The 26,750-nt window shown below is 68.5% G+C and carries 24 protein-coding genes and 2 tRNA genes; 13 read left to right on the plus strand and 13 right to left on the minus strand.

Translation table 11 applies throughout. The annotated features are described in order from the left end of the window. The first annotated feature begins 36 nt into the window (after window positions 1–36). From GV015_RS12080 to GV015_RS12090, 3 genes are all read left to right on the plus strand, one after another. A complete protein-coding gene (locus GV015_RS12080) occupies window positions 37–1,017 on the plus strand; it encodes a DMT family transporter (RefSeq protein ID WP_236555432.1) in 981 nt (326 codons plus the stop codon). Between the two features lie 123 nt (window positions 1,018–1,140). After that, entirely contained in the window at window positions 1,141–2,421 is a 1,281-nt protein-coding gene (locus GV015_RS12085; RefSeq protein WP_371413643.1) for a glycosyltransferase, read from the plus strand. Between the two features lie 40 nt (window positions 2,422–2,461). Next, window positions 2,462–2,536, plus strand: a tRNA-Ile gene (locus GV015_RS12090). Between the two features lie 119 nt (window positions 2,537–2,655). Here GV015_RS12090 and GV015_RS12095 read toward each other — a convergent pair. Next, window positions 2,656–3,624, minus strand: coding sequence for an ROK family protein (locus tag GV015_RS12095; protein ID WP_371416565.1), 969 nt, complete (start codon window positions 3,622–3,624; stop codon window positions 2,656–2,658). 150 nt (window positions 3,625–3,774) lie between these two features. Between GV015_RS12095 and GV015_RS12100 the strand changes: the two genes are divergently transcribed. After that, the gene (locus tag GV015_RS12100; protein WP_064293650.1) at window positions 3,775–4,278 is read left to right on the plus strand and encodes a DUF3145 domain-containing protein; all 504 of its coding nucleotides are present in this window, start codon (window positions 3,775–3,777) and stop codon (window positions 4,276–4,278) included. Window positions 4,279–4,478: 200 nt separating this feature from the next. Here GV015_RS12100 and GV015_RS12105 read toward each other — a convergent pair whose 3' ends face one another. The 6 genes from GV015_RS12105 to aceE form a co-directional block, all read right to left on the minus strand. After that, window positions 4,479–5,717 (minus strand): beta-ketoacyl synthase, encoded by a 1,239-nt coding sequence (locus GV015_RS12105; RefSeq protein ID WP_159878542.1) that lies wholly within the window; start codon window positions 5,715–5,717, stop codon window positions 4,479–4,481. 139 nt (window positions 5,718–5,856) lie between these two features. After that, on the minus strand, window positions 5,857–6,105 hold the full coding sequence (locus GV015_RS12110) for an acyl carrier protein (protein WP_056006457.1): 249 nt from the start codon (window positions 6,103–6,105) through the stop codon (window positions 5,857–5,859). A gap of 59 nt (window positions 6,106–6,164) precedes the next feature. Beyond that, window positions 6,165–7,169: a beta-ketoacyl-ACP synthase III gene (locus tag GV015_RS12115; protein WP_079705772.1), complete on the minus strand. Its 1,005-nt coding sequence runs from the start codon at window positions 7,167–7,169 to the stop codon at window positions 6,165–6,167. 20 nt (window positions 7,170–7,189) lie between these two features. Continuing rightward, window positions 7,190–8,113: an ACP S-malonyltransferase gene (locus GV015_RS12120; RefSeq protein ID WP_159878544.1), complete on the minus strand. Its 924-nt coding sequence runs from the start codon at window positions 8,111–8,113 to the stop codon at window positions 7,190–7,192. Between the two features lie 112 nt (window positions 8,114–8,225). Next, complete coding sequence (locus tag GV015_RS12125; RefSeq protein ID WP_201299386.1) at window positions 8,226–9,470, minus strand: CdaR family transcriptional regulator; 1,245 nt, start codon at window positions 9,468–9,470, stop codon at window positions 8,226–8,228. 16 nt (window positions 9,471–9,486) lie between these two features. After that, entirely contained in the window at window positions 9,487–12,213 is a 2,727-nt protein-coding gene (aceE, locus tag GV015_RS12130; protein ID WP_085510736.1) for a pyruvate dehydrogenase (acetyl-transferring), homodimeric type, read from the minus strand. A gap of 241 nt (window positions 12,214–12,454) precedes the next feature. On the opposite strand from aceE, the gene GV015_RS12135 reads away from it, so the two are divergent. Further along, window positions 12,455–12,925: a peroxiredoxin gene (locus GV015_RS12135; RefSeq protein ID WP_159878548.1), complete on the plus strand. Its 471-nt coding sequence runs from the start codon at window positions 12,455–12,457 to the stop codon at window positions 12,923–12,925. A gap of 39 nt (window positions 12,926–12,964) precedes the next feature. Here GV015_RS12135 and GV015_RS12140 read toward each other — a convergent pair whose 3' ends face one another. Then, window positions 12,965–13,489: a dihydrofolate reductase gene (locus GV015_RS12140; RefSeq protein ID WP_137241785.1), complete on the minus strand. Its 525-nt coding sequence runs from the start codon at window positions 13,487–13,489 to the stop codon at window positions 12,965–12,967. Continuing rightward, window positions 13,486–14,295: a thymidylate synthase gene (locus GV015_RS12145; protein ID WP_159878550.1), complete on the minus strand. Its 810-nt coding sequence runs from the start codon at window positions 14,293–14,295 to the stop codon at window positions 13,486–13,488. The genes GV015_RS12140 and GV015_RS12145 overlap by 4 nt, the downstream gene beginning before the upstream one ends. A 154-nt stretch (window positions 14,296–14,449) precedes the next feature. On the opposite strand from GV015_RS12145, the gene GV015_RS12150 reads away from it, so the two are divergent. The 4 genes from GV015_RS12150 (at window position 14,450) to GV015_RS12165 (ending at window position 16,195) form a co-directional block, all read left to right on the plus strand. Next, window positions 14,450–14,522 (plus strand) — tRNA-Val (locus GV015_RS12150). Between the two features lie 142 nt (window positions 14,523–14,664). Next, window positions 14,665–15,111: an OsmC family protein gene (locus GV015_RS12155; protein ID WP_159878552.1), complete on the plus strand. Its 447-nt coding sequence runs from the start codon at window positions 14,665–14,667 to the stop codon at window positions 15,109–15,111. Beyond that, window positions 15,111–15,482 (plus strand): amino acid-binding ACT domain-containing protein, encoded by a 372-nt coding sequence (locus GV015_RS12160; protein WP_159878554.1) that lies wholly within the window; start codon window positions 15,111–15,113, stop codon window positions 15,480–15,482. The genes GV015_RS12155 and GV015_RS12160 overlap by 1 nt, the downstream gene beginning before the upstream one ends. Then, the gene (locus GV015_RS12165; protein ID WP_159878556.1) at window positions 15,479–16,195 is read left to right on the plus strand and encodes a helix-turn-helix transcriptional regulator; all 717 of its coding nucleotides are present in this window, start codon (window positions 15,479–15,481) and stop codon (window positions 16,193–16,195) included. Before GV015_RS12160 ends, GV015_RS12165 begins: the two co-directional genes overlap by 4 nt. 145 nt (window positions 16,196–16,340) lie before the next feature. Here the strand turns inward: GV015_RS12165 and GV015_RS12170 are convergent, their stop codons facing one another. Next, window positions 16,341–16,655 (minus strand): hypothetical protein, encoded by a 315-nt coding sequence (locus GV015_RS12170; protein ID WP_159878558.1) that lies wholly within the window; start codon window positions 16,653–16,655, stop codon window positions 16,341–16,343. 102 nt (window positions 16,656–16,757) lie between these two features. Here GV015_RS12170 and GV015_RS12175 point away from each other — a divergent pair, with 102 nt between their 5' ends. Next, a complete protein-coding gene (locus GV015_RS12175) occupies window positions 16,758–17,333 on the plus strand; it encodes a cysteine hydrolase family protein (protein WP_159878560.1) in 576 nt (191 codons plus the stop codon). A 298-nt stretch (window positions 17,334–17,631) separates the two neighbouring features. Here the strand turns inward: GV015_RS12175 and GV015_RS12180 are convergent, their stop codons facing one another. Continuing rightward, complete coding sequence (locus GV015_RS12180) at window positions 17,632–18,456, minus strand: DUF998 domain-containing protein (protein WP_159878562.1); 825 nt, start codon at window positions 18,454–18,456, stop codon at window positions 17,632–17,634. A gap of 85 nt (window positions 18,457–18,541) precedes the next feature. On the opposite strand from GV015_RS12180, the gene GV015_RS12185 reads away from it, so the two are divergent. Together GV015_RS12185 and GV015_RS12190 are read left to right on the plus strand one after the other, a co-directional pair. Continuing rightward, window positions 18,542–19,330 carry a response regulator transcription factor gene (locus tag GV015_RS12185; RefSeq protein ID WP_159878564.1) on the plus strand — a complete coding sequence of 263 codons (789 nt, stop codon included), beginning with the start codon at window positions 18,542–18,544 and terminating at the stop codon, window positions 19,328–19,330. Beyond that, entirely contained in the window at window positions 19,330–20,868 is a 1,539-nt protein-coding gene (locus GV015_RS12190) for a cell wall metabolism sensor histidine kinase WalK (RefSeq protein ID WP_159878566.1), read from the plus strand. The genes GV015_RS12185 and GV015_RS12190 overlap by 1 nt, the downstream gene beginning before the upstream one ends. Before the next feature lie 15 nt (window positions 20,869–20,883). On the opposite strand, the gene GV015_RS12195 is transcribed toward GV015_RS12190, so the two are convergent. Further along, window positions 20,884–22,047, minus strand: a complete 1,164-nt coding sequence (locus tag GV015_RS12195; RefSeq protein WP_159878568.1) for an esterase family protein — start codon at window positions 22,045–22,047, stop codon at window positions 20,884–20,886. Between the two features lie 162 nt (window positions 22,048–22,209). On the opposite strand from GV015_RS12195, the gene lysX reads away from it, so the two are divergent. Then, a complete protein-coding gene (lysX, locus tag GV015_RS12200; RefSeq protein WP_159878570.1) occupies window positions 22,210–25,608 on the plus strand; it encodes a bifunctional lysylphosphatidylglycerol synthetase/lysine--tRNA ligase LysX in 3,399 nt (1,132 codons plus the stop codon). Here the strand turns inward: lysX and GV015_RS12205 are convergent. After that, on the minus strand, window positions 25,529–26,746 hold the full coding sequence (locus tag GV015_RS12205) for a heparan-alpha-glucosaminide N-acetyltransferase domain-containing protein (protein WP_159878572.1): 1,218 nt from the start codon (window positions 26,744–26,746) through the stop codon (window positions 25,529–25,531). The genes lysX and GV015_RS12205 overlap by 80 nt on opposite strands. Window positions 26,747–26,750 lie beyond the last annotated feature (4 nt).

A 26,750-nucleotide genomic window follows, 5' to 3' on the forward strand; every position in this document is an offset into this window, starting at 1 on the left:
GCAGGGATCGGCGGGGCGGCGGGGTAGCCTCGACGGGTGATCCCCTCCGCCATCGACATCGCCGACCTCGCGGACGACTTCACCCGCAACCCCTCGCAGCTGCTCGGCATCCCGTTCGCACTCCTCGGCGCCGTCTTCCTCTCGCTCGGCGCGCAGCTGCAGCACCGGGGTGTGGCGAAGGTCGAGTCGTCGAGCGGCACCGACGCGACCTCGGGGCTCAACGTCGCCCAGCTGCTGGCCTTGCTCAGTCGGCCCTCCTGGGTGACCGGAACCGTCATGCTCGGGCTCGCGATCGTGCTCCAGCTCGGCAGCCTGTCCCTCGCACCGATCACCCTCGTCCAGCCGTTGGGCGCGGTCGCGCTCGTCATCACGGCGGTGGTGAACAGCAGGATCAGCGGCGTCCGGTTGAACCGTCGATCGGTCGTCGCGATCGTCGCCTGCGTCGGCGGCGTCGGCCTGTTCGTGACGATCGCCGCGGTCTTCACGGGCGAGCACCGGATCACCGAGGCCGAACTCGTCACGATCCTGGTGATGCTCGGTGTCGTGCTCGTCGTGTTCGGGCTCAGCTTCATGGTGTTCCGGTCACGCTTCACGGCCATCTTCTACATCGTCGGGACCGGGGTGCTCTACGGCTTCGTCGCGACGCTCGCCAAGGTCATCATCGGACGGCTGCAGCAGGGCGAGTTCGACTGGCTCACGGTCCTCTGCGGGCTCGGCCTCGTCGCCGCGAGTGCGCTCGGCGGCTACTTCGTGCAGACCGCCTACTCCTCGGGGCCTCCCGACCTGGTCATCGCGGGCCTCACCGTCATCGATCCGATGATCGCGGTCGGCATCGGCATCATCGTGCTGGGGGAGGCGAGCAACGCCCCGTTCTGGGCGGGCTTCGGCTTCGTCGTGGCCGGCGCGATCGCCGTGTGGGGTGTCTTCCAGCTCGCCCGCCATCACCCGCAGGTGAGCCAGACGCCGGCGGCCGCGGCAGCCGCGAAGGCCCTCGCGACCGGCGACGCGCCCGCCTGAGCCCTGGAGCCCGAACGGGCTGCAGGTATGCTTGAGCATGGCGTTCCGCGCCGCATCAGGGTCGTGAGCGACCGCCCGCACCCCCTCACATCACTGGCCAAGCACAGAGGAATCACCGATACCTTGACTTCTCCCGACGACCAGCACCTCGCGAAGGCGTCCAGCACGACGCCGAGCGCCGACACCCACAAGCCGCTGCGGGTGGTGATCGGTGCCGACACCTTCTCGCCCGACGTGAACGGCGCCGCACGCTTCGCCGAACGCCTCGCGGCCGGACTCGTCCGCCGAGGCCACGACGTCCACATCGTGGCGCCCGCCGGCTCGCGCAAGTTCGGCACGTGGAAGGAGACCCACGAGGGTCAGACGATGACGGCGCACCGCCTCTTCAGCCTCCGGTGGTACCCGCACGACTGGCTGCGCTTCGCGATGCCGTGGTCGATGCGACGGAACGCCCGGAAGATCCTCGACCGCGTGAAGCCCGACGTCGTGCATCTGCAGTCGCACATCGTGGTGGGCCGTGGTCTCTCGATCGAGGCCGAGCGACGCGGCATCCGCATGGTGGCGACGAACCACATCATGCCCGACAACATCCTCGACTTCACCGTCATCCCCAAGCGCACCCAGGAGTGGCTCGTCCGGACGCAGTGGGCTGCCGCCCGTCGCGTCTTCGATCGTGCCTTCGCCGTGACGACCCCGACGCGCAAGGCCGCCGACTTCCTGGAGCAGTTCACGGGCCTGACCGGTGTGCACGCGATCTCCTGCGGGATCGAGGCCGGACAGTACACGCCGTCGTTCGAACCGCGGAAGCGCAACACCATCCTCTTCGTGGGTCGCATCACGAGCGAGAAGCAGATCGACGTGCTCCTGCGCGCGCTCACGAAACTCCCGAAGGAACTCGACGCCCACGTCGACGTCATCGGTGGCGGCGACCAGGCGAAGAACCTCGAGCAGCTGACCCAGCAGCTCGGCATCGGTGACCGCGTCCGGTTCCTCGGCAAGGTGTCCGATGACGAGGTGAAGCAGGCTTACACGAACGCCACCGTCTTCGCGATGCCGTCCATCGCCGAGCTGCAGAGCATCGCGACGATGGAGGCCATGGCCTCCGGTCTCCCGGTGGTCGCGGCCGACGCCATGGCCCTGCCTCACCTCGTGCACGATCAGGTCAACGGGTACCTGTTCGAGCCGGGCAACGTCGACGCCCTGGCAGAGCGGCTCGCGACGGTACTCAGCGCCTCGCCCGAGGAGTACCGCCGGATGCAGGACGCCTCGTTGGAGCTCGTCTCCGCACACGACATCGAGCGCACGCTCGACACCTTTGAAGCGCTCTACCGCGGCGAGCAGGTCGTCGACCCGACGACCGAGCGTCACACGGCGACCGCAGACCGCCAGGAATCCCGCGACTGACTCCCGCCCGGCGGGCCACTCGGTACACTGGGTTCCGCACGGGGCGGTAGCCAAGCTGGTGAAGGCATTCGGCTCATAACCGAACGATGCGTGGGTTCAAGTCCCACCCGCCCTACCGATATCCGGCCCTGAGCCTTGGTTCCGGTCCTGAGCTTGTCGAAGGGCGCCCTTCGACAAGCTCAGGAACCGGGATGGGGCGGCTCAGGGACCGGTGCAGGGTTGCTCAGGGGCCCGTCAGCACGCGAGGACGAGGGCGGCGGCACCGATGAGCGGGCCGTCGGCGTCGAGGCCGGCCGGGACCACGCGCAGCTCACGGGCGTAGGCGTGCAGCGCAGCCGCGGTCGCAGCCTTCTGGACGAGGTCGAGGTAGTCGGGGGAGACCCGCGAGAAGCCGCCTCCGATCGCGACGCGTTCCAGGTCGAGCAGGGTCGTGATGCTGCACAGGGCCTCGCCGACCGCCTCGGCGGAACGTTGGACGGCGCGGATCGCGATCTCCGTTCCGGCTGCGTAGTCGGCCCCGAGCTGTTCGCCCGTCGTGCCGGTCCATCCCTGGGCGCGCGCCCAGGCGACCGTCGCGGTGCCTGACGCGATGCCCTCCAAGGTCCAGGGTGTGCCGACGGCATCCGGTTCGCGTCGGCGGAGTTGCATCTGTCCGAGGTGGCCGGCGTTGCCCGAGGTACCCGGGACGAGTCGGGATCCGAGAATGATCCCGCCACCGATCCCGGTCGACACGACGATGCCCATGCTGTTCTCGGTTCCGCGGAGCGCGCCCTGCCAGTGCTCGGCCAGGGCGATGCAGGTGCCGTCGAGACGGAGTTCCACCGGACCGGACGTGAAGCGCCGGAGCTCAGCCACGACGGGGAAGTCGGCGAGTCGGGGGAGGTTGATCGGCGAGACGGTGCCGTCGGCCCTGCCGATGGGGCCCGCCGAACCGATTCCGACGCCGGACACCGGCCCGCCATGGGCCGCGACGCTCTGTTCGGCGGTCTGGAGGATCGACGCCACGAGCTCCTCGCGGGTGGCCGCGGCGCCCGTCGGACCGCGGAACCGCGTGCCAGGCCGGATCCGCCCCTCGGCGTCGACGATGGCCGTTTCGACCTTCGTGCCGCCGATGTCGATCGCGAGGGCCTCGTGCATCACCGCTCCATCCTGGAGGGCCGTCAGTCCGGGCCGGCTCCCGATCCAGCGTACTGGGAACGACACGGTTGTCATTCCTCCAGGTCATGGGGCATAATGCTCGTATCGGCGCGAGTCGAACAACTGCATACACGGAGGTCCGGTCAGCCGGACACCGACACGGATCACACTGCATGGGTCGTTGGGGAAGACGCACCCGGACGCAGTGGAGGAATCATGTCGACACCGATGACGAAGGGTGTGCTGTTCGTGCACTCGTCGCCTCGCGCGCTCTGCCCGCACCTCGAATGGGCGGCAGGTCGCGCTCTTGGTCGTGCCATCAGTTTCGACTGGGAAGATCAGCCGATCCTCCGCGGTGCGCAGCGCGCCGAGGTCTTCTGGGAAGGCCCGCACGGCACCGGAGCCGCACTCGCCTCAGCCCTGCGCGGCTGGGAGCACCTCCGCTACGAGGTGAGTGAAGACCCGGCCCAGGGCGTCGACGGTGCCCGATGGATGCACACGCCCGACCTCGGGATCTTCTACGCACAGACCGACAGCATCGGCAACGTGGTCGTCCCGGAGGATCGCATCCGCTACGCCATGGAGGTCGGCGCCGGGAACGCCGCCGAACTCCAGCGCGAACTCCGCGTCGCGCTCGGACAGCCGTGGGACGACGAACTCGAGCCGTTCCGTCACGCCGGCGACGGGTCCTCCGTCATCTGGCTGCACAACGTGGGCTGATCCGGCCCCGCCGGCGCGGCGGCACCGCGCACGCGAGACAACTTCACAGACGACAGGGTGCCCACGTGGCGTGGACCGTGCGAGGTCGGTGACACTCCCGGCAGACACGAGGTGACGAAACGGCGGCACCCTGGTCAGGAGAACGACGACGGGTCGTGGTGCATGCACCACGACCCGTCGTCGTCTCCGTCGCGAAGGGCTCAGTAGCTCCGGAACGCGACGACCGCGTTGTGGCCGCCGAACCCGAACGAGTTGCTGATGGCGAGCAGGTCACCGGACCCGAGCTCACGCGGCGTCGTGACGACATCGAGCGGGATCTCCGGGTCCTGGTTGTCGAGGTTGATGGTCGGCGGGATGACCCGGTGGTGCAGGGCGAGCGCGGTGTAGGCCGCCTCGATGGCACCCGCGCCGCCGAGGAGGTGACCGGTCGACGCCTTCGTGGCCGTCACGGCGATGTCGTCGAGGTGGGCACCGAAGACCCGGCGCAGCGCGTTGTACTCCGCGATGTCGCCGACGGGCGTGCTCGTGGCGTGTGCGTTGACGTGAACGACGTCGTCGAGTGACGCGCCACCGTTCTCGACGGCTGCACGCATGGCGCGGGCCGCAGCCGAACCCTCGGGGTCGGGAGCGGTGATGTGGTACGCGTCGCTCGTCACCGCACCACCGAGGAGCTCGGCGTAGATGCGGGCGCCACGGGCCTTGGCGTGCTCCTCGGTCTCGACGATGAGCGCTGCCGCACCCTCACCGAGGACGAATCCGTCGCGGTCGACGTCGTAGGGACGCGAGGCGATGGCGGGGTCGTCGTTGCGCTTGGACAACGCCTGCATCGCCGCGAAGGACGCGAGCGGGAGTGGGTGGATGGCGGCTTCGGAGCCACCGGCCACGACGATGTCGGCGAGGCCGGCCTGGAGGTGGTCGTAGGCGTTGGCGAGCGACTCGGTGCTTGACGCACAAGCGGAGACGACGGTGCGCTCTCCGCCTCGGGCGCCGAGGTCCATGCCGATCGCCGCTGCCGGGCCGTTCGGCATGAGCATCGGGACGGTCATGGGGAGGACGCGGCGGGGGCCCTTCTCGCGCAGGGTGTCCCAGGCGTCGAGGAGCGTCCACACGCCGCCGATGCCGGTGGCCCAGTCGACGAGGAGTCGCTCCGGGTCGACCTCGGGGGCGCCGGCGTCCTGCCAGGCCTCGCGCGCGGCGATCAGGGCGAACTGGCTCGACGGGTCGAGGCGCTTGACCTCACGACGGTCGAGGATGTCCGCGGTGGGGACGGCGGCCTGCGCGGCGAAGCGTACGGGCAGCTCGAGTTCTTCAGCCCATGGCTGCTCGAGACGGCTCGCACCGCTCTTGCCGGCGAGGAGGTTGTCCCAGGATTCGGTGGCGTTGCCGCCGAGGGGAGTGGTGGCACCGATGCCGGTGATGACGATGCGTTTGGTGGTCATTCAGTCAAACCTTCTGTGGAGACGACGAGGGGGTCCGAGCCCTGCGGCGGTCGAGCCCGTGTCCGGACGGACGAGCCGCCTCGAACGCTGAAGGGCCGGTCGGCCAACTGCCGGCCGACCCTTCAGCACTGCGCTGGGACTAGCCCTGAGCCTTGACGATGAAGTCGACGGCGTCGCCGACGGTCTTCAGGTTCTTGACTTCTTCGTCCGGGATCTTCACGTCGAACTTCTCCTCCGCGTTGACGACGATGGTCATCATGGAGATCGAGTCGATGTCGAGGTCGTCGGTGAACGACTTGTCCAGCTCGACGGTGTCGGTCGCGATGCCGGTCTCGTCGTTGATCAGCTCGGCCAGGCCGGCGAGGACTTCTTCGGTGGACAGTGCCATTGTTCTACTCCTTGGGTGAGGTTTGACCGTAGTCGAGTGTAGTCGCGTCGGGCGTCCTGCTACGGCAGGACGACGACCTGAGCGCCGAAGACCAGTCCGGCACCGAACCCGATCTGCAGGGCGAGACCGCCGCTGAGCTCGGGGTGCCCCTGGAGGAGCCGGTGGGTGGCGAGCGGGATGGATGCCGCCGAGGTGTTGCCGGTGGTCTCGATGTCGCGCGCGATGACGACGGTCTCCGGCAGCTTGAGCTGCTTGGCGAACTCGTCGACGATGCGCATGTTCGCCTGGTGGGGGATGAAGGCCGCGAGGTCGGAGGCTTCGACGCCCGCTTCCTCCAGGGCCTGCTTGGCGACCTTGGCCATCTCCCAGACCGCCCACCGGAAGACCGTCTGGCCCTCCTGGCGCAGGGTCGGCCAGGCGGCGGTGCCGTCGCGGAACTCGGTGAGCGTGCCGCTCATGCCGACGGCGTCGGCCTTCGAGCCGTCGGATCCCCACACGGTGGGGGAGATGCCGGGGAAGTCGCTCGGACCGACGACGGCCGCGCCTGCACCGTCGCCGAGGAGGAATGAGATCGACCGGTCGGTCGGGTCGACGATGTCGGACAGCTTCTCGGCGCCGATGACGAGTGCGTAGTGGGCCGCGCCCGATCGGATGAGGGCATCGGCCTGGGCGATCGCGTAGGCGTATCCGGCACATGCGGCGTTGAGGTCGTAGGCGGCAGCGGGGTTCGCTCCGACGCGGTCGGCCACGACGGCCGCCATCGACGGGGACTGCTGGACGTTGCTGATCGTCGCGATGAGGACGAGGTCGACCTGTTCGGGCGAGATGCCCGCGGCCGCGATGGCCTCGGCGCCGGCTTCGGCTGCGAGGTCGACGGCGCTGACGTCGGCCGACGCCCGCGTGCGGGTGACGATTCCGGTGCGCTGCTGGATCCACTCGTCGGACGAGTTGATCGGACCGACGAGGTCGTCGTTCGGGACGCTGAGGTCTCCGCGAGCTGCGCCGAGGCCGAGGATGCGGGTGAACTCGGGACCGCGCGACTGCTTGAGGGTGGGGGTGGTCATTGACTGGTTCTCCGTCTGCGCTACTGCTGGGCGATGAGGTCGAGGGCTGCCGGCAGGTCGTCGGGGGTCTTGATGGCGACCGTCGGCACGCCCTTCAGGCCGCGACGTGCGAGTCCGGTGAGCGCCCCGGCGGGGGCGAGCTCGATGAGTCCGGTGATCCCTGCGGCGCTGAACGCGTCCATGCACAGGTCCCAGCGTACCGGGGAGGCGACCTGACCGATGAGGAGGTCGAAGAACGCCGTACCCGAGGTGACCTCGGTGCCGTCGTGGTTCGTCCAGATGCGGAGCGTCGGGTCCTGGGGCTCGACCGTGCGGCTCGCCCCGGCCAGCCAGTCGCGGGCCGACTGCATGTAGCTCGTGTGGAAGGCGCCTGCGACCTGCAACGGGATCACCCGCGTGCCCTTGAGCGGCTCGTCGGCGAGGCGGGCGAGGGCGTCATGCGCACCGGCGACGACGATCTGGCCGCCGCCGTTGTAGTTGGCGGGCTCCAGCCCGAAGGATCGGACGTGCGCGACGACGGCGTCCTGGTCGCCACCGAGGACGGCACTCATACCCGTCGGGGTGGTGGCTGCGGCTTCGGCCATTGCCACGGCGCGTTCGCTCACGAAGCTCATCGCGTCGCTGTCCGAGAGGATGCCGGCGCCGTAGGCCGCGGTGATCTCGCCGACAGAGTGTCCGGCGATGCCGCCGAACGGCGCGGCGTCGGCGGGGAGGGCCTTCCGCAGGGCGTCCAAGGCGACGAGGCCGGCCGCGACGATGAGCGGCTGGGCCACCGCCGTGTCGCGGATGGTGTCGGCGTCGGAGACGGTGCCGTGCTTGACGAGGTCGAGTCCGGCTTCGTCGGAGAAGCGCGCGAGCGCGTCCTTCGCGGAGGCGTCCTGCAACCAGGGGTCGAGGAAGCCGGGGGTTTGGGAGCCCTGTCCAGGGCAGGCGATGACGATCACCGCTCTAGTCTGCCAACCGGAGGACGCCCAGCAGTGGAGCAACACCACGAACCTTTGGAAAATGTGTTGTGTGGAGTCCACAAAACCGACCGGTCGGACGGCCCTGCGAGCGTCAGGAGGTCAGCCGTCGTCGGGACGGCTCGGGCTCAGCGATGGCACCGAGGATGAGGGCCGCCTGCAGGATGAGCGACTCGCGGGCACCGGTCGCGTCCCAGCCGATGACCTCGGAGACCCGCTTGAGGCGGTACCGGACCGTGTTGGGGTGCACGAAGAGCTCGCGCGCGGTCGCTTCGAGCGAGCGGCCGTTGTCGAGGTAGCACCAGAGCGTCGTCACGAGCTCGCCGGAGTAGTCCTTGAGTGGGCGGTAGACCCGCTCGATGAGCGTGGTCTTCGCGAGGTTGTCGCCGGCGAGGGCGCGCTCCGGAAGGAGGTCGTCCGCGGCGACCGGACGTGGCGCGTGTCGCCAGGACTTCGCCACGGCGAAGCCGGCCAGTGCGGCCTTCGCGCTGCGCGACGCTTCGATGAGGGAGGGCACGGCGTGACCGAGCACCAGGTGCCCCGGCCCGAAGCCGTGCTCGAGCTTGGCGGCGATGTCGAGGAAAGTGAGTTGTGAGCTGGCGCGAGCGTCTGCGGCGGCCTGTTCCGCCTCGTCGACGGGCTCGCCGTCTGCGGGCTCGGTGCTGGGTAGCTCGGCGCGCCCCAGGACGAGCACGAGCCGGTTGCCCTGGACGCCGATGAGCACGTCGGCGTCGAGGTGTCGGGCGGTCCGGCGGAGCATGTCGACATCGAGCACCCGTGGGGTCGTCCCGACCAGGACGCAGGCCTCACCGTGCCCGTGCCACCCGAGGGCGGCGATCCGGCTGGGCAGCTCGTCGTCGGCCTCGCCACTGAGGATCGAGTCGACGACGAGGGCCTCGAGGCGGGCGTCCCAGAGTCCGCGGGCTTCGGCCGCACGGGCGTACACGTCGGCCGAGGCGAACGCGATGTCGCGTGAGTAGAGGAGGATCGCCTCGCGGAGGTCGACGCTCCCGGACGCGACGCGTTCCTCGACGACCTCGACGGTCACCTTGATGAGTTGCAGCGTCTGCTGCAGGCTGACGGAACGGAGCAGCTCGCGAGGAGCCGCCCCGAACACGTCGGCGGCGATCCACGGGGTCGACCGCGGATCGTCGAACCACGAGATGAACGAACTGATGCCCGCCTGGGCCACCAGGCCGACCGCTGAGCGGCGACCTGGTGGCATCTCGGCGTACCAGGGAAGGGTGTCCTCGAGGCGTTTGAGCGTCGCGGTCGCGAGCTCACCCGAGATCCGGCGGAGCCAGTCGAGTGTCTCGGCCTTCGTCTTCGTCTTCGTCACCGTGGTAGCGATGGAATCAGCTCTCGCCACCCGCGTTACCGGTGTTGCCGGCGTTCACGTCGTGGAGGCGGTAGCGGTCGATCGCCTGCTGCGGGAGGCTCGCATCGACCTCACCCCGAGCAGCGAGCTGCTGAAGGGTGCGGACGACGAGCGACGGGCCGTCGATCTTGAAGAAGCGACGGGCAGCGGCGCGCGTGTCGGAGAAGCCGAAGTCGTCGGCCCCGAGCGTCGCGAAGTCGCCCGGCACGAACTGACGGATCTGGTCCGGCACGGCGTGCATGTGGTCGGTCACGGCGACGAACGGGCCTGCGGCACCACTCAGCTTCTCCGTGACGTAGGGCACACGACGCTCCTCCTGCGGGTGCAGGAAGTTGTGCTGGTCGGCAGCGAGACCGTCGCGACGGAGCTCGGTCCAGCTCGTGACGCTCCAGACGTCTGCGGAGACGCCCCAGTCGTCGGCGAGGAGCTGCTGCGCCTCGATCGCCCACGGGACCGCGACACCGGAGGCCATGAGCTGGGCCTTCGGGCCCTGCTTGTCGCTCGTGCTGATGCGGTGGATACCGCGCACGATGCCGTCGACGTCCACGCCCTCGGGCTCGACGGGCATGACCATCGGCTCGTTGTACACCGTGAGGTAGTACATGACGTTCGGGTCCTCGTGCTCGCCGCCGTACATGCGCTGGATACCGCTGCGCACGATGTGCGCGATCTCGTAGCCGTACGCCGGGTCGTAGCTGACGACCGCGGGGTTCGACGACGACAGCAGCAGCGAGTGGCCGTCGGCGTGCTGGAGGCCCTCACCCGTGAGGGTGGTGCGACCGGCGGTCGCGCCGATCATGAAGCCACGGGTCATCTGGTCGCCTGCCGCCCAGATGGCGTCGGCGGTGCGCTGGAAGCCGAACATCGAGTAGAAGACGTAGACCGGGATGAGCGGCTCGCCCTGCACCGAGTACGAGGTTCCGATCGCGGAGAAGGCCGCGACGGCGCCCGCTTCGTTGATGCCCACGTGCACGATCTGACCCTGCGGGCTCTCCTTGTAAGCGAGCAGCAGTTCGCGGTCGACCGAGGTGTAGTGCTGACCGTTCGGGTTGTAGATCTTCGCGCTCGGGAAGAACGCGTCCATACCGAAGGTACGTGCCTCGTCGGGGATGATCGGGACGATCCGGTTGCCGAAGTCCTTGGCGCGGAGGAGGTCCTTCAGCAGCCGGACGAACGCCATGGTGGTGGCGATCTCCTGCGTTCCGGAGCCCTTCTTCGCTGCCGCGTACGCGGAGTCGTCGGGCAGGTTCAGCTGCGTGTACTTGCTGCGACGCTCGGGGACGTAGCCGCCGAGTGCGCGGCGACGCTCGTGCAGGTACTGGATCGCCTCGTCGTCCTCGCCCGGGTGGTAGTACGGCGGGAGGTAGGGGTTCTCTTCGAGCTGCGAGTCGGTGATCGGGATGCGCATCGTGTCCCTGAAGGTCTTCAGGTTGTCGAGCGTCATCTTCTTCATCTGGTGGGTCGCGTTGCGGCCCTCGAAGCTCGGGCCGAGGCCGTAGCCCTTGATGGTGTGCGCGAGGATGACCGTCGGCTGGCCCTTGTGCTCGCTGGCCGCCTTGAACGCCGCGTAGACCTTGCGGTAGTCGTGGCCGCCGCGCTTGAGGTTCCAGACCTCGTCGTCGGTGTAGCCCTCGACGAGCTTCAGGGCACGCTCGTCGCGGCCGAAGAAGTTCTCGCGGACGTAGGCGCCGTCTTCCGTCTTGTACGTCTGGAAGTCGCCGTCGGGCGTGACGTTCATGAGGTTGAGGAGCGCGCCGTCGGTGTCGCGGTTGAGGAGGTCGTCCCACTCGCGGCCCCAGATGACCTTGATGACGTTCCAGCCGGCACCGCGGAAGAAGCTCTCGAGCTCCTGGATGATCTTGCCGTTGCCGCGGACGGGGCCGTCGAGGCGCTGCAGGTTGCAGTTGATCACGAAGTTGAGGTTGTCGAGGCCCTCGTTCGCGGCGACCTGGAGCTGACCGCGGCTCTCGACCTCGTCCATCTCGCCGTCGCCGAGGAACGCCCAGACCTGCTGGTCGCTGGCGTCCTTGATGCCACGGTTCGTGACGTACTTGGCGAGGTGCGCCTGGTAGATCGCGTTGATCGGGCCGAGACCCATGGAGACCGTCGGGAACTGCCAGAAGTCCGGCATGAGGCGCGGGTGGGGGTACGAGGAGAGCCCGTGCGGCGCGTGCGACTTCTCCTGGCGGAAGCCGTCGAGCTGGTCGGTGCTGAGGCGTCCCTCGAGGAAGGCGCGGGCGTAGGTGCCGGGGGAGGCGTGGCCCTGGATGTAGATCTGGTCGCCACCGCCCGGGGCGTCCTGGCCGCGGAAGAAGTGGTTGAAGCCGACCTCGTAGAGCGCGGCCGACGAGGCGTAGGTGGAGATGTGTCCGCCGACACCGATGCCGGGGCGCTGCGCGCGGTGCACGGTCATGGCCGCGTTCCAGCGGATCCAGGCGCGGTAGCGGCGTTCGATGTCCTCGTCACCCGGGAAGTCGGGCTCGTTCTCCGAGGCGATGGTGTTGATGTAGTCGGTGGTCGGCACCATCGGCACGCCGAGGTGCAGCTCCTTCGAGCGCTTCAGGAGGCTCAGCATGATGTCGCGGCCGCGGCCGCGGCCACGTTCGTCGACGAGGGCGTCGAGGGACTCATTCCACTCGGACGTCTCCTCAGGATCGGCGTCTACGTGGTTGGACGAGTATGGATCCTGGTCGTGAACAGTCACCGTCGACCTTTCTCTCGTGGCAGATCGTGCCTGGGTTGTGATGGTGAACTCCATGCGTCCTGATGGGTATGGACGCGGGCGCCACCTTTCACCCTATCCGGTCACCCCAGGGAACGGTGACCGAGCGGCGCACCCCTCCGGGTTTGTGCAGCTGCGGTGCGGGGTTAGGATGTGTGACCGGATCGGACCCGTCCACCGCTCGGGCGATCCGGAGCAGGCGAACCCGCCTGAAAGGACCCTCATGGCACTCGAGAACGACACCCTGGCACCCGACTTCGAACTGGCGAACCAGTTCGGTGAACTCGTCAGGTTGAGTCAGTTCCGCGGCAGTTCGGCTGTCGCCCTCGTCTTCTTCCCGTTGGCGTTCTCCGGCACCTGCACGGGGGAGCTGTGCGAGTTGCGCGACAACCTCAGCCTGTTCACGGACGACCAGGTCGCGCTCGTCGGCATCTCCGTCGACTCGAAGCACACGCTGCGCGCGTGGGCGGAGCAGGAGCAGTACGGCTTCCAGCTGCTCGCCGATTTCTGGCCGCACGGCCAGGTCGCCAAGGAGTACGGGGTGTTCCTGCAGGAGAAGGGGTTCGCGAACCGTGCGACCTTCCTCATCGACCAGCAGGGCATCATCCGTGAGAGCTTCATCACGGCACCGGGCGAAGCCCGCTCGCTCGCGGCCTACCGCGCCGCGCTCGAAGAGCTGCGTCAGCCGGCCTGAGCCGTGTCTCACGCCGCCTGATCCGGATCGCCCGGTGTCTCAGCCGGTGATCGTGACCTCGGGCGCACGCTCGTAGCGGATGAACCGGTAGGGGACACCCGTGCGGGATTCCGACCAGCCGTGCGCCGGATCGATCGTGACCGGCACCCACTCCTCGCCGATGGTCGGTGCGAAGGTGTCGCCCGCGACGTCGAGGTCGAGTTCGGTCACCTCGAGCCGGTCGGCGAGCGCGAGCGCTTCGGTGAAGAGACCCGCGCCGCCGGTGACCCAGGCCTGACCGTTGCCGGCGAGCTGTGCCGCTTCGAACGCGTCCTCCAGAGAGTGCGCGACGATCGCGCCGTCGGCGGACCACGCGTGATCGCGGGTGACGACGATGTTCGGGCGTCCTGGGAGCGGACGGAACCGTGGGGGGAGTGAATCCCAGGTACGGCGCCCCATGATCACCGCGTCCGACCCGGTGAGCGCCTTGAAGTGCGCGAGGTCTTCGGGGACGTGCCAGGGCATGTCGCCGTCGGCGCCGATGACGCCGTCGTGGGCTTGGGCCCAGATGAGCGCCAGGCTCATACGGCGACGGCCGCTCGGATGGCGGGGTGGTGCTGGTAGTCGAAGATCTCGAGGTCGTCGTACTCCACGTCGAAGATGCTGTCGCGCTTCGTGTTGATGCGCAGCTTCGGGTAGGGGAACGGGGCTCGCGTGAGCTGCTCCGTCACCTGCTCGACGTGGTTGTCGTAGATGTGGCAGTCGCCCCCGGTCCACACGAAGTCGCCGACTTCGAGGCCGACCTGCTCGGCGACGAGGTGGGTGAGGAGCGCGTAGCTGGCGATGTTGAAGGGGACACCGAGGAAGAGGTCTGCGCTGCGCTGGTAGAGCTGGCAGGAGAGCTTGCCGTCGGCGACGTAGAACTGGAAGAAGGCGTGGCACGGGGCGAGCGCCATGTTGGGGATGTCGGCGACGTTCCAGGCGGAGACGATGATGCGGCGCGAGTTCGGATCGGTGCGCAGCTGGTCGATGACCTGCGAGATCTGGTCGATGTGCGAGCCGTCGGGGGTCGGCCAGGACCGCCACTGCACGCCGTACACGGGACCGAGTTCCCCCTGGTCGTCGGCCCATTCGTCCCAGATGGAGACGCCGTGCTCCTGCAGCCAGCGGACGTTCCCGTCGCCGCGGAGGAACCACAGGAGTTCATAGGCGATGGATTTCCAGTGCACCCGCTTCGTGGTGATGAGCGGGAAGCCCTGGGAGAGGTCGAAGCGGAGCTGGCGGCCGAACACACTGCGGGTGCCGGTTCCGGTGCGGTCGCCTTTGGTGGCGCCGTGCTCGAGCGTGTCGCGCAGGAGGTCTTCGTACGGGGTGGGGATCGTCGTATCCATCCCCTCGATCGTACGGCCAGCGACCCTCACCGCGCCCGACCGATCGTCCGGTGTCGCGATGGATGCTCGCGGACCAGGGTTGTCGAGCGTTCCGGCTCTGACGGCGACTCCGGCTAGACTCGACGAGTCGCATCGGATGGTTCCATCCGATCGCGGGCCTTTAGCTCAGCTGGTAGAGCGCCACGTTTACACCGTGGATGTCGTCGGTTCGATCCCGGCAGGGCCCACCGAGGACGTCGCGGCGGTGTCACGACAGCAGCCAGGAAACGCAGAACGCGACCGCCACACCGACTTATCCCGCGAACCACCAAACGCCGTAGCGGTGTTGTTTCGGTACTTGCCGAAGCATTCGCGTCCTAGCGTGGTCGCATGACGACACACGATTACACCTCCACCGTGACGTGGAGCGGGCGGACCGATGCCTACGAGACCTACAGCCGGCGCCATGAGGTGCGGTTGGGGGATTCGTCGATCGACCTGAGCGCAGCGGCCGAGTTCCGAGGCGACAGCGGGTTGCCGAACCCTGAGCAATTGTTGGTGGCTGCGGCGAGTTCGTGTCAGCTGCTGTCCTTCCTCGCGGTCGCCGCCCATGCAGGCGTCGAGATCATCGACTACCGGGACGCGGCGACCGGGATCATGCCGGACGACGCACGTCCGATGCGGCTCACCGAGATCGTGCTTCGACCGACGATCGTAGCCCTGGGCACGACGACGGCCGTGGTGGAGCGACTCCTGGAGAAAGCCCACCGGCAGTGCTACATCGCGAACAGCCTCACCGCCGTCGTCACCCTCGAACCCGAAATCACGGTGCGGTGATGTTCGACATCGAGATCCCGGCCCCGGACGGCGCTTCCTCCCTCGCGGCGATCGGACGCGCACTGGGTGCGGCCGGCATCGGCTTGGAGGGCGGGGGCCTGTGGTCGGGAGTGGCGCACTACCTCGTAGCTGACGGGGTTCGCGCTGGGGAGGTGCTCGGCGGAGTCGGGTTCGGGCCGGTGCTCGTGCGGGAAGTGCTCGTGGTCGACCTCGACGTTGATGCGCCGGGCGCGCTCGGCCGGATGATGGCGCGGCTCGCCGGGGCAGGCGTCGTGTTGCACGGCCAGTACAGCGACCATGACAACCGCAAGGTGCTGCTCGTGGACGATGTCGTCGTTGCCCGCCGAGCGCTCGAAACGGCCGGGTCATGACCGGCGACGCGGACATCTCGGTGCCGGCGCGAGCACTCGGTGATCCCGCTCGCGGACGGATCGTGACAGCTCTGCTCGGTGGCCGTGCCATCCCCGCCGGGGAGCTCGCCCGGGCTGCCGGCGTCTCAGCCTCCACCGCCAGTGAGCATCTCCGCGTGCTTCTCGACGCAGGCATCGTCACGGTCGATCGGGTGGGCAGGAACCGCTTCTTCCGTCTGACGAACGACGAGGTCGCCCGGGCGGTGGAGGCGCTCCAGGCCATCGCCCCTCGCACGGTCGTGCAGTCCTTCCGACAGCACCGAGTCTCGGCCGATCTCCGGGAGGCGCGGACCTGCTACGACCATCTCGCCGGAGACCTCGGCCTACGCGTCACGGACCTACTCGTCCACGCAGGCATCCTCTCGGGCATCCGCACCGCGACGACGGGAAACGCCCCGTCACCGTTCCCGACCGGCCCCGTTGTGGAGTCGCTCCGTCTGCATCCTGGTTCTGGTCCACGGCCGTGGTCACGAGGTTGCCTGGACTGGACCGGGCGCCGCGCTCACGTCGCCGGCCAGGTTGGAGCTCAAATCCTGGAGGCGATGGAAACGCAGCAGTGGATCATCCGTCGCCCCGACTCGCGGGCCGTCCGCCTCACGGAACGCGGTGCGCTGGGGCTCAGCACATTGGAAGCGACGATCTCCGCGCGAGACGTAGCCAAGCTGCGCTACTGAGCCCCACGTGCGAGCAATCGTCGACGACGCGACCGTCGTCGAATGCGCGTCAACCTGACGTGAACTCGCTCGCCACTGGCGAGGACCTGCGGGTCGACCCGCAGCCGTCGTGCCGATGCTCAGCGCCCGGCGGGCGCCGTGCGCGTCAGTCCGGTTGTTCGGTCGCGCGCTGTGGTCTGGGAGCTTGGTGGAGAGATCGAACGGCGTGCACGACGGCGCCGGCGAGCAGCCAGAACACGGCGATGGTCAGTCCCGCCACGATCAACGAGAGACCGCCGGCCGCGCCGCTGTAGCTCGAGAACGTTGCAGCGGTGACCAGCAGACCGATCGCCACCAGGATGGCGGCCGCCATTCCCATCGTTCGCAAGTATGGATTGGAGTAGCGCTCTCGCGGCGCGTTGGTGTTGTACTTGGCCTCGATCTCTTCACGGCTGATGGGAACGTTCGGCTGGTCGGTCATGCCGGCGAGCCTAGCGGCCGCATTCGATGCTTTGTCCGGAAATGGGGGCCTTCTGGCTCGATGGACATGGCATCTCCGGCGGGCTCACTGCACAGTGGAAGCATGAACGATCCAGTGACCGCCCGGGAGAGGACCGCACTCCTCGTGGTCGACGTCCAGCAGGCATTCGACGATGCACAGTGGGGGCAACGGAACAACCACGATGCCGAATCGAACGTCGGGATGTTGCTGAGCAGCTGGCGCCTGGCTGGTCGACCGGTGTTCCACGTCAGACATCGGAGCGCCGACGACGGACAATTGTTCTCGCTGGGTCAGCCCGGTTACGACGTCAAGCCAGAAGCCAGTGAAGTCACGGGGGAGCCGATCGTGGTCAAGACCGTCAACAGCGCGTTCATCGGCACTGATCTGGAGGTGCAGCTGCGCCGTGCAGGCATCTCCTCGTTGGTCATCTGTGGCCTGACGACCGATCACTGTGTGTCCACCACAACCCGCATGGCAGCCAACCTCGGTTTCCACGTCACCATCGTCAGTGATGCGACGGCGATGTTCGAGCGACTCGGTCCCGATGGGCGGCGGTGGTCGGCGACGGAGCTGCACGACGCCGCCCTGGCCAGCTTGCACGAGGAATTCGCGGTGGTTCAGACGACGAACGAGGTCGTCCGCGCGGCTGGCTCGTGAGCTGACAGGACGTCGCCGTCCTCCAGGTCGCTATCGCTTTGCCAGGGCGACATCGACCCTGACGGCCGCCGTTGTGCCGGTCGGAGTGAGCTCTTCCCTTGGCCGGTTGGGCCCATCTGTCCGCCACGATCTGAAGCCGTGACTTCCGACCCTCTGCTCGTCCCCGAGCCGTCCCCTCACGATGCAACAGCGGCTGCAGTGAAATGCGTCGAGCAACGCATGAAGCGCGGAAACAGGCGGAACTGCCCTATCCGAGAGCCTGTGCGCCGTGGCTGCCGTCGGTTCGATCCCGGCGGACTCAGCTGCTGAACCACAGTACGAGCGCGAAGTTGGCGCCCAGGGCACCGACGACTCCGACCGCAGCCGTCGCCAACACGCCGATGGAGACAACGGTGTTCTCAGAGGAGAACTCGGTTGTCGGTCGGGTGCTCCGCCTGTCGAGCCAGAACGGTACGCCGCACAGCATCACCGAGATGCCCAAGGTCTGAGCACGTTGAGCGATGCCGCCACCGAACGGCAGCGTCCCCGTGGCCGCATGCGACATCGACATGGCCGTGACGAGGACGCTCGACGCGATGACGAGACCCGTCACCGCGTACATGCAGACGACACGTCGTCGGGAGCCCGATGAGTCCTGGAGAGGGCCCGGCCCCTGCGGTGTCTTCACAGCGGTGAGAGACAGGAGGACCGCTGTCGTGGCCGCCGCCGTGAGCGCGATCACGCTCGCAACGGTGTGCAGCGCGTGAACGGACCCGAGCGTCCCCGCAACGTCCGCCGCAGCGCACCGTTCGCTCGCCGACGGTGCGCACGCCATCGGGAAGACCACATCGGCGATGGTACCGAGACCGAAGACGCCGAGCGTGAGCAGGGTCGCCGCCCGGAGTCGGTCCCGCTGGACTCCACGGTGCGCCATGACAAGACAACCGAGCACGACGAGGCCGCCCGCCACGGCGTCGGCGATTCTGAAGAGCGACGAGTTCGGCTGATCGGAGGCAGCAAGCTCCGAGAGGTAGGAGCGGGTGGGGTCGAGAGGAAAGCCGGTCGCGGTCTCAAGCGGCACGCCGAGGTACAGCAGCGCCGCGAGGACGAGGGAGCAACGAGCGATCTTGAACCGAAGGCGCATGGGTCGCACAGTAGGCCAGCTGCATAAGCGCGCGATATGCTCGCAGCGCGCCACCGTCCCCGCTTATCTGGCGCACAGGAGCGCGATGCAGGCTGACAGCATGTACCAGGCGCCGCATTCCCCTGACGCAGCGCGCATCCGTGTCCTCGTCGTCGACGACGAGGCGAACCTGCGCCATCTGCTCTCCGCCGTGCTCAGACAGCAGGGGTGGAAGGTCCTCGTCGCCGGGACCGGAGCTGCCGCCGTCGCTCAGGCACGGGATCACCGACCGCACCTCGTCCTCCTCGACGTGGTGCTGCCGGACATGGACGGGCTGGAGGTGCTCGAACGGATCCGGGAGGATCTGCCCGACACCCTCGTGCTGTTTCTCACGGCCAACAGCTCGGTGTCCGATCGCATCTCCGGCATCACGGCAGGCGGTGACGACTATGTGACGAAGCCGTTCAGCATCGATGAGGTCGTCGCTCGGCTGCGAGGGCTGGCGCGTCGGAGCCCGATGCTCGGACAAGGAGGCTCGCCGGTCATGAGCGTCGGTGACCTCACCCTCAACGAGGACAGTCACGCGGTCGTCAGGGCGGGGGAGAGCATCACCCTGACAGCGACCGAGTTCGCGCTCCTCCGCTACCTGATGGAGAACGCGGACCGGGTCCTCAGCAAGCACCAGATCCTCGATCGCGTCTGGGAGTACGACTTCGGGCGAGAATCCAACATCGTCGAGTTGTACATCTCGTACCTGCGGAAGAAGATCGATGCCGGCAGACCGCCCATGATCCACACCCTGCGCCGGGTGGGTTACATGCTGCAGGCACCGCAAAAAGCATCGGCTCCCGATCGCGGACCATCGGCGTCCGCCGCACCGGGGAACGGGGTGTGATGCGACTCGGGTTCCCGAGGCGGAGCGGCGCTCGCTTCCCGCTGCGCGTGCACATCGTCGTCCTGCTCTGCTCGCTCATCGTGGCCGTCGTCGGCGTCATCGGCGTCGTCTCGACAACGATCCTCCGACAGAACCTCATCACCCAGGCTGAGAACGGCGTCTTCCTCGCGAGCGACAACGCGATCGGGCGCGTGAGCGGCGAGATCACGTCGACTGGGGACCTGGAGAGCCTCAGCGGCCCATTCGGACTGTTCGCACCGCCGGATGGCTACTACCTCATCGCGGACGGTGACACGGTGCTCTTCTCCGTCTACGTCGCGCCGGACTACAGCGCCAGAAATCTGACCGCAGCGGAGACCGCGGCGATCCTGCGTCCGATTCCGTCGGATGAGACGACCTCGGTCTCCGTCCCGGCGCTGGGCGAGTTCCTCTCACTGCGCACGACCTTCTCACTCGCGAGTGATCCGGACCACGAGCTGACCTTCATCACCGGAGGCGGACTGGACGACACGAACGCGACCTTGCGGGCGTTCGTCCTCGGAGAGTGCATCATCGGTCTGATCGCCGCGGCGATCGCCGCGTGGATCGGGTATCGGCTCGTCAGACGGGAGCTCACGCCGCTCGAACGCGTCGTCGAGGTGGCCGATCGGGTCGCTTCGACGCCGATGTCGTCCGGGCAGGTGGCCGATGGGGAACGGGTCCCGCTGCGCGATGAGGATCGGGAGTCGGAAGCCGGACGTGTCGCCGGTGCGCTCAACCGCCTCCTCGAGCACGTCGAGGTGTCCTTGAACGCTCGGCATGCCTCGGAGGAGTCGATGCGCAGGTTCGTGGCCGAGGCGAGCCACGAGCTCAGAAATCCTCTCGCCGCCATCCGTGGATATGCGGACTTCACGATCACGATGCCCGGCCTCCAGCGGGATGTGGTTGGGGCGCTGGCGCGCATCGGTGCTGAATCGGAGCGGATGACGACCCTGGTCGAGCAGCTGCTCCTCCTCGCCAAACTCGACACGGACCCCGCACTCCGTCAGGACGAGGTCGACCTCTCGAAGGTCGTCCTGGAGGCGATCTCCGACGCCAGGGCTGCGCAACCGGACCACCGCTGGCAGCTGTCGCTCCCGCCCGAGCCGACGGTGATCATCGGTGATGAGGACGCGATCCGTCGCATCCTGCTCAACCTGGTGGGAAACGCCGGACACCACACACCGCCGGGCACGTCGGTCACCGTTTCGGTCGTGTCCGACGCGAGAGGGACGGTGTTGCGGGTGGAGGACGATGGGCCGGGCATCCCCGAAGCGGCCCTCCCGACGCTCTTCGAGCGGTTCACCCAGGCTCGCCCGCAGGGCGGTGGGAACACCCGTGACGCGACCACGGTCGGCTTGGGCCTGGCGATCGTCAGCGCGCTCGCGTCGGCGTCGGAGTTCGTCGTGACCGTCGACAGCGAGCCGGGGCGGACGCGATTCTCGGTCCTGATGCCACGTCGGCCGCATGGGGTCGGCGAACGATCGGACGCGCCCGAAGTCGATGTCGCGGACCGTTGAGGCGGTCGGCGGCGGTCACTCGGCACTCCAGCCCAGACGCTGCGACGCCCAGACCAGGCCGTAGGGCATGATCGTCCGGGCGGCCGTCCAATTGTGTGCGAGGCCCGGCAGCACTCGGAGGGTGGCCGGGGCACCGGTCGCCCGGAGCGCATCACGGATCTGCGTGGCCTGGTCCGTCTTCTCGCCGTCACCCTGGCCGAGGAAGAACTGCTGCTCGCCGCCCGGTGCCCGGGCGGCGATCGCGTCGAGGGGGGAGTTCGTCCGGAGCGCCGCCGGGTCGCTGAGGATCTGGGGTGTGTAGAGCTTCGTGTACGGCATGATCGAGACGACGCCGCCGAAGACCTCCGGGTGGTGCAGCCCGTACACCAGGGATCCGAGCCCGCCGGAGGACATCCCGGAGATGATCCGGTGCTTCGCGTCGGCCTTCGTCCGCAGGTGTGCGTCGGCCCAACCGACGATGTCCTGCGTTACATAATCCTCGATCTGCGGGCCTCCCGGCAGATTCAACGGCTCGCGGTCGACACGATCCGGGCCGGCGTTGAGGTCTGGGGAGACGACGACGACCGGGGGAATCGACCCCGCGGTGATGAGGACGTCGAGGACCTGGTCGAGGCGGCCTCCGGCGAACCAGTCCGCGGCACTGCCCGGCGCTCCGTGCAGAGCCACCACCAAGGGATACCGGGCGGTGTTGTCGCGAGCGTCGTAGCCCGGAGGGAGGTAGACCCACGCTCCGGCGTCTGGCGCCGACCGCCCGTTCGCCGGGACGGTGGTGAGGAATGAGTACCCGCGATCGTCTGTGGTGACGCGGTGTCTCCCGTCCGGCACGACGCTCGGCCCGCCTTGCACGGCCGTCGTCGGAAATGCTGCGACCGGTTCGCGCGGGGTCGAGTCGAGCCAGCGTTGGACCGCGGCGACCGACGGGAAGTAGCCGACCCAGGTGTTCACGCCGAGTGCGAGAGCGCAGGCGATCGCGACGACGGCGGGGCCGGCGAGTGCGAAGACGACCGTCTTCTTGGACCGAGCCGCCCGCCGACGTCTGCGGACGACGACCACGAGACCGATGATCAGCATGGCGGCGATGAGGAGTGCGATGGCACTCGGCCAGTAGCTCGCGAGGAGATCGGAACCGAGGTCACCGGAGAGCGCGGCAGGGAGCTTGATCGGGGCGTCGACGTCCACGGGCGGAGTCCTTCCATCGCTGCGGGCGACGGATGTCGCCTCTCCACACGCTAAGCGGCCGGATCGGGCGCGGTGGACCAGAACGACCAAGTCTTATCTGGCGCTTAGGATCCCGACGCACGATGAAGCCTGCACCGACCAGGCAAGGGATACCCGATGATCATGATCGACGACCGAACGGTCTCGCCGTCCGCCGCTGGAGGCCGCTCGACGAGGGCCGACCTTCCGGGCCCCGCCCCGGTCCTCGCCTCGGCGGGCGACCGGCGGAGCGGCCCCAGGCCCGAGTCGACCTGGCGCTCGCGAGTGCCTGCGGTGATGGGGCGATTCCTCCAACTGCTCGCCTGCACGCTGTTGCTGCTTTCCGTCCCACCGCTCCTGCTGCCGGTCGAGATCTACTGGGCGAGCTCCTACCTGGCGGTGTTCGGGCTCTCTCCGGAACCGTTCGCGTTCAACGCGGTGCTCCTGTTCGTGCTGGGCGCCGGTCTGGTGCGGCGGCAGAAGGCGGCGCTCATCGCGACGATCGCCTTCGAAGCGCCGAACATCGTCACCACGGTCTGGGACCTGACCGTGGCGTTCTCCAGCGAGCAGTTCACAGTCGACGCCGTCCTCCCCGACCTCGTCGCCGGCTCGGTGGCGGTCGTGGTGATCGGCGTCCTCATCACGTCGCGTCGCGCGTTCTCGGCTCATCTCCAACCGGCGGCCCACCGGACGGCCGGCGTGGTCCTCGCCGCCGGTCTCGGGCTCGCCGTACTCGCCGGTGGGGTGCTGGCCCAGTGGTTCCCGGGGACGCTGACGGCTGCGCGCGACGGTTGGTTGTGGGCGGTCAGTGCGTCGATCGGGCTCGCGCCGCTGGAGACGCTGTTGTACAACGGCGATTCCCAACCTGCCTGGCCCTTGCCGCTCATCGTCTCGAGCATCTCGGCGGCCGCCTTGCTCGCCGCTCTGGTGATCCTGCTGCGTACCGCCCGGGTCTCACGGCCGATGACCGCCTCGGAGGAGTTGCAGGTCCGCCGCCTCCTCGCCGAGTCGAGGACCGACGACTCCCTCGCCTACTTCGCCACGCGGCGCGACAAGTCCGTCGTGTTCTCCAACGATCGGCAGGCCGCGGTGTCCTTCCGGGTCGTCGACGGCATCGCACTCGCGAGCGGCGACCCGATCGGCTACGAGTCGTCCTGGATGGACGCGGCACGAGCGTTCGTGCAGCAATCGCGCGAGTACGGATGGGCGCCGGCCGTCCTCTCGACCACGGAGCGCGGCGCGCGATGCTACGAGCGGCTCGGGCTCCACAGCACCGGCATGGGCGAGGAGGCGATCCTGCGGACCGACGAGCGGTCGGTGGACGCGCTCACCGCCGATCCGCAGCTGAGCGCAGCCGTCCGACGTGTACGACGAGCGGGATACCGCGCGCAGATGCGTCGCCAGGACGAGTTGACGAGTGCAGAACTCCAGCACCTCGCCCATCTCGGGGACCTCTGGCGTGGTCACGATGTGGAGCGCGGCTTCTCGATGGCGCTCTCGCGTTTCGGCGATGCGAGCGACGCCGGATCGGTGATCGTCACGGCGCACGACGCGGAGAACACCGTGCAGGCTCTCCTCGTCTTCGTACCATGGAACCACGACGGTCTCTCCCTGGACCTCATGCGTCGCAGCCCGGACGCGGTGAACGGGACGACCGAGTTCCTCATCAGCTGGATGATCGACGAGGCCGCGTCACGGCAGATCTCCCGCGTCTCCTTGAATTTCGCGATGTTCCGCGAGATTCTCGTTCGCGGCGAGCGGCCAGGTGCCGGCAGGGTGCTCCGCGCCAAGCGGCGGATCCTGCTCGCGCTCTCGAACCGCTGGCAGCTCGACTCGCTCCGGCGGGCCAACGAGCGCTACGCACCCGAGTGGCGACGACGTCTGTTGTGCAGCGATCGGAACGTGTCGCCCGGGCGGGTCTGGCTCGCCTCGGCGCGCGCTGAGGGGTTCTTGGGACATTCGATCCTGGATCGCCGCGGCCACCGACGCGCATTCCTCGCCCAGGGGCCACTCCGACCGGATGGCTTCGTCGATCGTGTTGCGGAAATCGGTGCTCCGGTGGCTGCCGCAACCGCGACGGTCCGGCGGCGAGGCACGCATCTCGCCCGAGCGGAACGCGCGCTCGCGATGCAGGCTGCGGGCGTGGACCTCTACCCGGCAGCGGTGTCGCGCACCCTTCGGATCGCGGACCTCGTCGCCGGCTCCGGCTCACCGGACTCCGGTTCGATCGCGGGGCGGGTCCTGCGGCGCCGGGATCACGGAGGTGTCCTGTTCCTGGACCTGTCCGAGGACCACACCGTGCTGCAGGTGATCGCCGCAGCCGCGCAGACCGCGCGGTATGCAGAGCTTCGAGCCACGCAACCCGGTGACATCCTGTCGGTCACCGGAACGGTCGGTCACAGCCGCACGGGGACGCTGAGTCTGATCGCGACGGACTGGCAACTCGCGGCGAAGTCCCTCCACGAGCTTCCTGGGCGGGACGGGCTCGTCGACCCCGAGACCAGGGTCCGACAGCGGCACCTGGACCTCGCCGTCAACGCCGACGCCGCCCGGATGATCCGGGCACGCTCCCACGCGGTCCGAGCCTTGCGGGAGGGGCTCCTCGAGGACGGCTACCTGGAGGTGGAGACCCCGATCCTGCAGTCCGTCCATGGGGGAGCGAACGCGCGCCCGTTCCGCACCCGTATCAACGCCTATCGCACCGATCTCACGCTCCGCATCGCGCCGGAGCTCGCACTCAAGCGCTTGGTGGTCGCCGGGTTCCCTCAGGTGTTCGAGATCGGACGCAACTTCCGGAACGAGGGTGCCGATGCGACCCACAACCCGGAGTTCACCGCAGTCGAGGCCTACCGAGCGTACGCCGACTACACCGAGATGCGTCACCTCGCGCAGCGTCTGATCACCCGGATGGCGGTCGCCGTCGGTGGAACGACGCTCATCAGCGGCCCGGTCGGCGGCGTCGTCGACCTGGCGGGAACGTGGCCGGTCCTGAAGGTCTGCGACGCGGTCTCGACGGTGACCGGAGCGACGGTGACGATCAAGACCGACCGCGCAACGCTGGAGTCGCTCGCCCGAGACCACGGCATCGAACCGCGCAGAGCGGACGACGCGGGGCACCTCATCGAGCGCTTGTACGAGGAGCTCGTCGAACCGGCGACGACCGTGCCGACCTTCTACATCGACTTCCCGGCGAGCACCTCACCGCTCACCCGCGGACACCGGTCCGTCCCCGGACTGGCCGAGCGCTGGGACCTGGTCGCGTTCGGCACCGAGCTCGGCACCGCGTACACGGAACTCGCCGATCCCTTCGAACAGCGGTCGAAGCTGACCCAGCAGTCGTTGCTCGCTGCGGGTGGAGACCCTGAAGCGATGGAGGTGGACGAGTCCTTCCTCACCGCGCTCGAGCTCGGGATGCCACCCACCGGTGGTCTCGGTCTCGGCGTGGATCGGATCGTGATGCTCCTCACCGGCGCGACGATCCGCGAGTCGATCGCGTTCCCCTTCGTCCGCCCGGCAGGAGCAGGCGGGTCAGCCGGCTCATGAGCAGCTCGAGTGGCCCCTGGGATCGGAATCGAAGCCAGGCCATCGCGAAGACGCCCAGGCCCACGACGAACGCGACGAGCATCCACGCCGGCTGGGACGGTGCGAAGCTGTGCCCGGTGCCCGCCGTGATCGCCCACATCGCCACGATGTGAAGCGCGTAGACGGAGAGCACCATGGCACCGGGCGCAGCGAGCCAGATCGCCAGGGGGCGGGTCGCGCGGCCGCCCCGGGAGCGATCCGCCTCCATCGCCCGGTCTCCGGCACCGAGAAGGAGCGCCAGGAGGAGGATGCAGGTTCCGAGCGCGCCCAAGACGTCGCCCCAGCTGCCCGAATGCGGTGCATCGCTGAGCAACCACCACCAGGAGCCCGTATCGGTGACCCCGCGCTCCGCGAAGAACCTGCTGGCGTATTCGGCCGGGTTCTGATCCGGCAGCGAGGCGACGATCGCGGACCGACCAGCGAGGTGCATGACGAGCGCCGAACCGCCGTAGGCGAACGTGGCGAGCGCGGCGCCGACCAACGCCAGACGTCTGCGAACGGCGCGTGCGGCGAGGTCGAGGCGACCGATCGCGACTCCGGCGAGGACGAACGGCATCCAGGTGAGCGCGGGATAGTCTCCGCTGACGAGCAGATCCCAGAGGGGGTTCGTCCGCTCGGGCAACAGCACGCGGAGCACCATGGACAGCGGCGGGCCGAGGACGGCCCAGGTCCCGGCCGCCCACAGCAGCGGAACGGTCCGAGCACGCAGGAACGGGATGGCGAGCACGAAGAACGCCGCGAACGCACCGAGGATGACTACGACGGGTGTTCCGAGGGCCGTCAACAGGAGCCCGCAGCCGAGCAGCAGGACGGCGCGGACCACCATTCCGGCAGCCTCCCTGACGTGCCCATCCAGCCGACGAGCTGAGAGGTTCAGCGAGAGACCGGCCGCGAATGCGAACATCGCCGGCATCCGGGAGTGGAAGACCTCCCACTCCCAGTGCACCTGTCCGAAGCGGCCGTCCGGAGACCACGCCGCCGGACCGACGTGCGCGACGAGCATGCCGAAGACAGCCAGGGTGCGGAAGAGGTCGAGTCCGATGAGCCGCTGAGGGCGTCTATCGTCCGGCGCAAGCGTCGAGGCGGGTCGGGTCGTCATGCAA

It is taken from the genome of Plantibacter sp. T3 (genome assembly GCF_902506515.1).
In the GTDB taxonomy this organism is placed as follows: Bacteria; Actinomycetota; Actinomycetes; order Actinomycetales; family Microbacteriaceae; genus Plantibacter; species Plantibacter auratus.